The 7,371-nt window shown below is 56.6% G+C and carries 6 protein-coding genes and 1 pseudogene; 1 reads left to right on the top strand and 6 read right to left on the bottom strand.

Features of this window, described 5'->3' with window-relative positions; translation table 11 throughout:
• Positions 1–776: 776 nt before the first annotated feature.
• Positions 777–1,433: an HAD family hydrolase gene (locus FEF26_RS14755; RefSeq protein WP_138254301.1), complete on the top strand. Its 657-nt coding sequence runs from the start codon at positions 777–779 to the stop codon at positions 1,431–1,433.
• A gap of 240 nt (positions 1,434–1,673) precedes the next feature.
• On the opposite strand, the gene FEF26_RS14760 is transcribed toward FEF26_RS14755, so the two are convergent.
• From FEF26_RS14760 to FEF26_RS14785, 6 genes and pseudogenes are all read right to left on the bottom strand, one after another.
• Positions 1,674–2,363, bottom strand: coding sequence for an acylneuraminate cytidylyltransferase family protein (locus FEF26_RS14760; RefSeq protein ID WP_138254302.1), 690 nt, complete (start codon positions 2,361–2,363; stop codon positions 1,674–1,676).
• A complete protein-coding gene (locus FEF26_RS14765) occupies positions 2,363–3,991 on the bottom strand; it encodes an aldolase catalytic domain-containing protein (RefSeq protein ID WP_138254303.1) in 1,629 nt (542 codons plus the stop codon). The genes FEF26_RS14760 and FEF26_RS14765 overlap by 1 nt, the downstream gene beginning before the upstream one ends.
• A gap of 38 nt (positions 3,992–4,029) precedes the next feature.
• Positions 4,030–5,046: a hypothetical protein gene (locus tag FEF26_RS14770; protein WP_138254304.1), complete on the bottom strand. Its 1,017-nt coding sequence runs from the start codon at positions 5,044–5,046 to the stop codon at positions 4,030–4,032.
• A complete protein-coding gene (locus FEF26_RS14775; protein ID WP_138254305.1) occupies positions 5,027–5,902 on the bottom strand; it encodes a hypothetical protein in 876 nt (291 codons plus the stop codon). Before FEF26_RS14775 ends, FEF26_RS14770 begins: the two co-directional genes overlap by 20 nt.
• Positions 5,903–6,418: 516 nt before the next feature.
• Positions 6,419–6,601, bottom strand: a complete 183-nt coding sequence (locus FEF26_RS14780; RefSeq protein WP_424991748.1) for a hypothetical protein — start codon at positions 6,599–6,601, stop codon at positions 6,419–6,421.
• Positions 6,602–6,666: 65 nt separating this feature from the next.
• Positions 6,667–7,371: pseudogene (locus FEF26_RS14785) on the bottom strand (integrase core domain-containing protein); the annotation flags it as partial.

Raw genomic sequence — 7,371 nt, forward strand, 5'->3', positions numbered from 1 at the left:
GCCCACGGCTACACCGCCATCCGCGACGCCTTCACCTGACGACCCGCCCACCTGCCCCAACGACTTAAGGAAAATTCGGAGAAACGGCCACCCGAGACGGCACCCTCGGGCCACAGCCGCGCCCTCATGCGCATTCTCAGCGATTCACCCGCGAGCATGCCCTCAGAACTCCTCAGCGGCGCCCCGTGAAAGAAGGAGGCTCAAAGCCCTCGGACTGACCCTCCCCCTGGTGCTGCTCACCGCAGCGTGTTCTGGCACTGAGCCTGACACCGCACCCACACCGACCGCTTCCCCCGAAGAGTCAACCGTTTCNTTAGATTCTCATGATTTCTATGTTCCGAGAATTCTCTTCCGTGCACACCAATTATTCAATAATCGATACCATTAGCGCCTCGACTAGTGCAAGCTAACGGCAGAGGGATGTGCTCTCCTGTACACCCACGACCCCGTCGAATCACAAAAAACTACAGACACCATCTCCAAGTCTCCAACGGGGGCGACCTGAAGCGTCGTCCCCGGAGGCGACGAGGAGCCTCACAGATAGCTTTTGCCTCCGGCTCACCTGTCGACTCCTCGAAAAACGCACAGATCTTCCCGTCATGGGGCTTTCAATCCCATGCTTTGCTTTGCTCCTCTCCTTTCGAGTCGGGTTGCTCCTCTCATGGAAGAGTTCGTATTGAACAAGTGGTTGAGGGACCCTCGGGGGCAAGTCCAGTAAAGTGGCCCGGAGACTTTATTCCTCCTGAATTCGCGCTGGAAAGTGAACTAACAAAAACATGAGACTGAGCCACTACCAGACACTCGTCTTCGACTGCGACGGAGTTGTTCTCGACTCAAACAGGTCCAAGACTGCTGCGTTCTACCAGGCGGCTCTACCCTATGGAGAGGATGCTGCAAATCGCCTCGCAAATTTCCATATAAACCATGGTGGAATATCCCGTTACAAGAAATTTGCGTTATTCCTGGCTGAGATGGTGGACACGGTTGAGGGCCCTAACCTCGACGAACTTCTCGAAAGCTATGCCTCACATGTCAAGGAAAGCCTCATGGCGTGTCAAGTTGCCGATGGTTTAGAAGCCCTTAGAAGAAGTACCCCGAAGGCGAGGTGGTTGATCGTGTCCGGGGGCGACCAGACTGAGCTGAGAGAAGTCTTTGCTGCTCGCGACCTTGCATCTCATTTTGACGGTGGAATTTTCGGAAGCCCTGACACGAAAGATGAGATCCTTGCTAGAGAACTGGGGATAGGGAACATCACTCCACCTGCTATTTTTTTGGGTGACAGCACCTATGACCACCAGGCTTCCACTGCAGCGGGTTTGGACTTTATATTTGTTTCAGGATGGACCGAGGTGCCTGGTTGGCGTGACTGGTGCAAGCGCAACGACCTCGGAGTGGTGAACGATCTTAAGGCGTTACTCACCTCAGCGTCGTGAGACCTGGCGTCCTCTAGTCCCATGCTTGATCCTTGCGTATGAACTTGGAGTACGAGTCATTTCCGCGTAGTTGCCATCCAGTGCTGACTTGAGGTAATTCTTCAGAACGGCACCTATTGCCCATGCGCTGGGTCTTAACAATGCCGTCGAAACGAGAAGATCGGCAGTCTCTTTACGCAGCAGGACGAGCGATGACGTGGCGGCACTTGCGGCGAAGGCTCGGGAGGACAATCCAGAGGGCTAGAGTTTGACTATGCCTCTTTCCAACATGGCTTCGCCCAGCACAAAGTCTTCGGGCCAGTCGATGTCATGGCTGACGAGCTTGTCCAGGGCGTACAGGTAAGGTCTCTCTCCGATGCGGTCGTCAAGGTTCCGGTACACCTCAGACGGCGCGAGGAAGACTGCGCTGTTTACTTCGTGAACGGGCTCCAGCGTCTGGGTTCGAGGCCATTTTTCGACGGAGCGGTCGTAATTCATGGGCTTCTCGTTGCGCCAGAGAAAACCGTGGATCTCGGTGGTGGTCATCAGGGAGTCGTAACCGGCTGCGCCTTGGGCCCGGTAGATCGAAATGATCTCGTCGTAGTGAGCGGCTGTGACGAACGGGGAGGTGACGTGCGTCCAAAGGATGCTGCCCTCGGGGACTAGCTCATGGGCGTGTGCTACGAGAGCGTCCGTGCTGGTTGAGCTTGATGAGAGTTCTTCGGCACGGCGATGGAGCCTGACTTTGGTGCTTTCCACACTGTCAGCGAAGTCGAGGATCTCTTGGTCGTTCGTGGAGAGCACGACCTCGTCGATGTGTTCAGCGGCCACGAGCTGGCGTAGTTTGATTTCAATGAGCCCGTACTCAACATCTGCGAATGGCTTGATGTTCTTGCGGGGAACCCTCTGGCTGCCCTTACGACAGGGTAGGAAGCATGTGACTTTGCCCATCACAGCATTCCGTAAACGCTGGCCTGCGCGACCTCGTATGTGGTCGGGGTAATTGCTGTCACGGGTACGGCCTGGGGGTGACCGCGGTACTGGTTCAGGATTTTCTGTGACTGGTTGTTCCGCATGTCGCCGGCGGGAAAGCCGTCGAATCCTGCCAGATAGAGCGAGTTTGCCTCGCCGCTGGCGACTGCCGCGAAGACATATGCCATAACCAGGGATGTGGGCGCGACGCAGTGCTTCTCGTCGAACGCGAAGGTGTCTGCCTGCACTTGGAGTCCGAAGTCCAGGACCTTCTTGCTGCCGAGGGATGCTTTAGCGTCTTCGGGAAGCATCGAGAACGGCGTCATAAGCGGCTGAGGCAGATCAGTATGGATCTCGCTGTCAGCAAGGAGACGGATGGGATGCGAGGCGGCGCGGATGTCGATCAATTCGGACGAGATGCCGGTCTGCGTGTTCAGCGCGATGACCAGCGGTTTATTTGCCCGAATGAACTGTTCCAGCGGTTCCTGGTAGGTAGCTACTCCTGGGCCTGTTCCGAGGAGGAGGACCTCACGGTTCTTCATGAGCTGATTCGGGGCCCATTGGCCAGTAGGATCGGCTCCGTAAAACTCTCTGGCGGCGTCCATAGTGTGCATGTCGTACTTGGCGCCGCCTTCAACTCGCAGGTGATCGATGACGGCGAGGATGTCCTCTTCGTCGTACCGGGCGTCGCCGAGCATGGTTTGGATGTATGTGGGGTGGATGCTGTATTCGGCAGACATATAGTAGTAGGGGTTGGTGCCCCAGCCGTAGTGCTCCTGCATTGGCTTGAAGTGTTTTCGGAGTAGTCCCATGAGCGGCACATAGTTGATGTCGTGGCCGCGGTGTGACGCCATTTCGATAGCGAGCTCTTCGGTGCGGGCATTGCCCGGCCCGCGCCCCATGCCGGTGACGGTGGAGTCGACCCAGGTCACGCCTTCTTTGATGGCGCGCATGGAGTTAGACAGGGCGAGCCCTTTATTGTCGTGGGTGTGGATGCCCATGGGACCCGACCATTCGGTACGCATCCACTGAATGATCTGTGCGGCCTGATCGGGGTCCATCGAGCCGAAGCTATCTGCGAAGTACAGAACGTCGAGTGGGTACTTTGCTGCGGCTCGAGCGAGGGCTTTGACCTCGTCCTCAGTTCGGTCGGAGACCTGCATAAGGTTGTAGCCGACCTGGTACCCGCGCTCTTTGAGCCAGTTGACTGCTGGAAGGGCATTTTGGAATTCGTGGACGTGGCAGGCGACGCGCACCAGGTCGACGGGTGAGGAGTCCGCGGCGTTAGGGAAGAGCCGCTCAAGCACCTCATTTTGGGGGGTGTTACCGACAATTTCGGCTCCGTTGACCATGACGCCGATGGTCTTTTTGCCCGGCAGCGGGAGCGTTCGCAGCCACTCGTCGGTTGTGTACGCGGCCGCCCCGGCGAAGCCTTTGGTTTTCAGCGAACGGAAGCCCATTTCGAGGACGTCTACACCCGTGGCTGGCATCGCTTCGAGGTAGTCGAGCACTGTTTGCGGGGAGAAGTCCCACGCGTTGTAGTACCCGCCGTCGCGGAAGGTGCAGTCGAGAAAGGTCGGCTGTTCAGCGCCTTCAGTTTTGGTCATGCGAAACACTGTACCGGGAGAGAGGTTCGGGCGGCGGGTCAAGTCCGCGTGGCCGCCTCTTCGAAGGTGGCTTTCATTGAAGCGAACGCCTTCGGATGACGATCCGATTTTACTCGAAGGCTAGCCGTCAGTGTCTTGTCGATTGTGTTTTCCGTCAGAGTCTTGGTCCGGCGCGCCAGTCTCATGGTCTCAAGCACGTGCGTGTGCGTATATCCAATTTCCTTGAAATGGTTGAGATTGGTCGTCGAATCTCTCACGCTGAGTTGAAAAATCTCGCGAGACAACTCCGAGATGTCTTGAGCATCTTGAACGTCTTTGCGCATTAGCCTTACTAGTGCGAGCACGCGCAAGGACAAAGACACGTTGTATGCCAATTGGAAGAACGAGGCGAAACTCCGGTCTTCCACCAGTGCCCGCAGGGACTGAAGGGTTTGAACGAATTCGGAAGGCTTCCCCGCCGCCAGATAAACGTGCCATAGGGCGCACAGTACCGATACATGGAGGTGTTCTCTATCGAGACGAGTGCTGGTTGCGAGACTGGTGGTGGGTAGCAGTAAGAGGGAACGCAACAACATCCTCTCTGCATGTTCCTGCTTGACCGGATCTTGTAGCTCCGCTGCTTTGTACCCGCAAATCACTGCACAGGAGATTCGATAGCCAGGCTGCCCCTCGAAATGCTCGAACATCTGTGATGCAATAAAGAAATCGAGCTGAGCATCATCCGGACGGGTGCTCCGTGACTTAAAACCTCCCTCAAAGGCTCTATCTGTGGGAAAGAAAAGTCCTGAGAGTCTCAGAATTTCCGTGTCGTCTGCGCGCAACTCTAACCGCGTGATCGGAGACACGCTTGGCATTGCGTCGAAATGGATCGTTGACCCCCGAACCGTCACGTCCAGGAAGTGTCTGACGTCTGCAGAGTCTGTCACGTGAGCGGTAAGAAGCTGCAATTCCTCTTGGCTGACTTTGGAAGCGTCGAACCGAAGCAATCCAGCACTTAGGTCCGCCTCGGTGAGCGCTCCCCCTATCCTTTCGGCATCATACTGCTGCTGGTTCATTTTGAGCTTCCTCCTTCTCGTGGAGCGTCCCCTTCATGAATCGGAGGATGCGGTGAAAAGTGGCTCGGTCTTCTGCCCCCGCGTGTCCTGCATCACTTTCAAAGGTGTGTGTACGGAGCTTGTGCGCATTGGGTGACGAATTGATGAACTCTACAAGCGGCAAAAAATGGTTCTGATGGTATGTCTCATCGAGCACATTCTGCGCGAGGAACATGTGACCAAGATTGTCGAGGACGTCGTGATCAAGGGCAGTGAACTTGTGACGCTCCTCGCGTGCAACCTCATGCAGATCCTTAACGCCATAGATCGCGTTGGAAAACCGTGACACCCACTTAGTGGGGTGGCGCCAGAGGCTGACCCTGGGGTTGATCGCAATGACGTTGATGTTGGGAAAGTAACGGGGTGAACGTAACGCAGGCAATCCTCCGCCGCTTGAAGCGTAACTAAAGATAATCTCAGCATCGATACTAAACTTCGCGGCTATCTGACCCACTATGGACCATATGTGATCGAGGTAATCACCGTCAGGTTTCCCTGAGTACCAAGCAAGTCCAAGGGACTCCTCATGATAGAGGGCCGGATCCGAGAAAAATAGACAGTGGGCTGGAAACTTCGAAGACCAGCTCCAACGCTGAAACACGGGCGGATCGAAACGGTGACGGTTGGCATCCCCGGAGAAAAATACTACTAAGCGCTTGCTCTCCTCCTTGGGAACAAAGATGAAGTCATATTTTTCGCCTGCGGAGTCGACGTCGGTGTAGAGAACTCGCTCATGAGGGTCCAGAGATTGGCCTGCGTTCCACGCAGAACGGGCAACATTGGCAAGCTTGCTGGCCGAGGTCTTCTTAGCCTTCATGGTCCCCTTGGTCGGTCGAGGCGATCGCGCATCACATGCCGACCAGCGAGCCTTGGGGCGATTCGCTCCAGAGAGTTGTGTCTAGAGCTGACGGTCGGGTGCTGCTTTCGCAGAACATGCTGAGAATCCTATCGTGAACGAGAGGCGCAGTCAGCCTAATGCAGTCGGGGTGCCCCATTATATCGTTCCAGTCTTTGTCAGAGTTGCACTAGCGTCCGTGAGAGTGAGCGGGACTACTGGTACAGCTACAACTTCCAAGAAACGCGGCGATATCACGGAGCAGGTCATCCGGAAGCTCTTGACCCAACAACGGCCCCATGGATCCTCAAAAGGTATGGCGCCGTCTAAAGACTGAGAACGCAGAAGCACGGTGAATCAACTAGCTATCGCAGAATCCCTGTACTGCTCACGGGAACCAACTGTTAATCGGTAAATTCCTCAGATACTAGCGAGCCAGAAACCCGACGACGTTCATGATCGCGGCACCCCGTTCGTAACGAGAAGAAAGCGGCGTCCTCATTCCACGGTGACGGATGTTGCGAGGTTGCGTGGCTGATCCACGTCGTAGCCCTTCTCAGAGGCCAGAGAGCAGACGAAGATCTGTAACGGCACCGTGGTCGGCAGCGGCATCAGCAGCGGCTGAGTCTCGGGTACGGAGAACACGTCCTCCGAGAACTCCACCACCGCATCATCACCCACCGCACCCACCTTTATCGTCTTCGCGCCACGAGCCCGTGGGGCGCGCCCGGTGTTAGGTGCAGCTTTTATGTGAGCTGCGGAGATCGAGTTTCGGTTCTGTGGGAGCAGTACTGGGCGGAGATTGCTGGGGGCTTGTAGCCCAGCGCTGAGTGTTCCCTGTAATGATTGCAGTCGTGCGTCCAGTCGGCGATGATCACTCTGGCGTGGAGCAGGGAGTAGAAGCTGTTGATTTTCAAACACTCGTCATGGATTCTGCTGTTGAAGGACTCTACGTAGCCGTTGCGCCATGGGGACCCTGGCGGGATGTAGTGGATCCCGATCTTCTCACCGGCCCAATCGGCCATGGCCTGACTGGTCAGTTCCGCTCCGTTGTCACAGCGCAGTACCTCCGGGGCACCGCGTTGAGCGGTCAGAGCCTCCAGGTGAGTAGTGAGCGGATCACCTGTGATGGAACGCTCGACCCGTCCACCGAGGCACTCTCGGGTGCGTTCATCGACGACGGAGGCGATCTTTATAGTCTTACCTTGTTCATCATCGTCGAATTGGAAGTCCAACGTCCACACCACGTTGGGAGCAGCGGCTTCAAGGGCATCTGCAGTGGAGGCACCGCGGCGCTCACGCCGCCGGCGCACCGGAACCGGAGTCCTTCTGCACCCCAGAGCCGTTGGATCCTCTTGTGATTGACCACCCGGCCCTCGGCCTTAGAGGTTGCGCGGATAGGGGCGGGGTCTGTGTAACCCGCTGCCGGGCGTGTCGCTGAAAGCCGACAC

This window comes from Nesterenkonia salmonea, assembly GCF_005771525.1.
GTDB classification, from domain to species: domain Bacteria; phylum Actinomycetota; class Actinomycetes; order Actinomycetales; family Micrococcaceae; genus Nesterenkonia; species Nesterenkonia salmonea.

Excerpts from the sequence above, each read along its gene's own strand:
- FEF26_RS14765 (WP_138254303.1), bottom strand. The coding sequence starts at position 3,991 with ATGACCAAAACTGAAGGCGCTGAACAGCCGACCTTTCTCGACTGCACC.
- FEF26_RS14760 (WP_138254302.1), bottom strand. The coding sequence starts at position 2,363 with ATGGGCAAAGTCACATGCTTCCTACCCTGTCGTAAGGGCAGCCAGAGG.
- FEF26_RS14770 (WP_138254304.1), bottom strand. The coding sequence starts at position 5,046 with ATGAACCAGCAGCAGTATGATGCCGAAAGGATAGGGGGAGCGCTCACC.
- FEF26_RS14755 (WP_138254301.1), top strand. The coding sequence starts at position 777 with ATGAGACTGAGCCACTACCAGACACTCGTCTTCGACTGCGACGGAGTT.
- FEF26_RS14775 (WP_138254305.1), bottom strand. The coding sequence starts at position 5,902 with ATGAAGGCTAAGAAGACCTCGGCCAGCAAGCTTGCCAATGTTGCCCGT.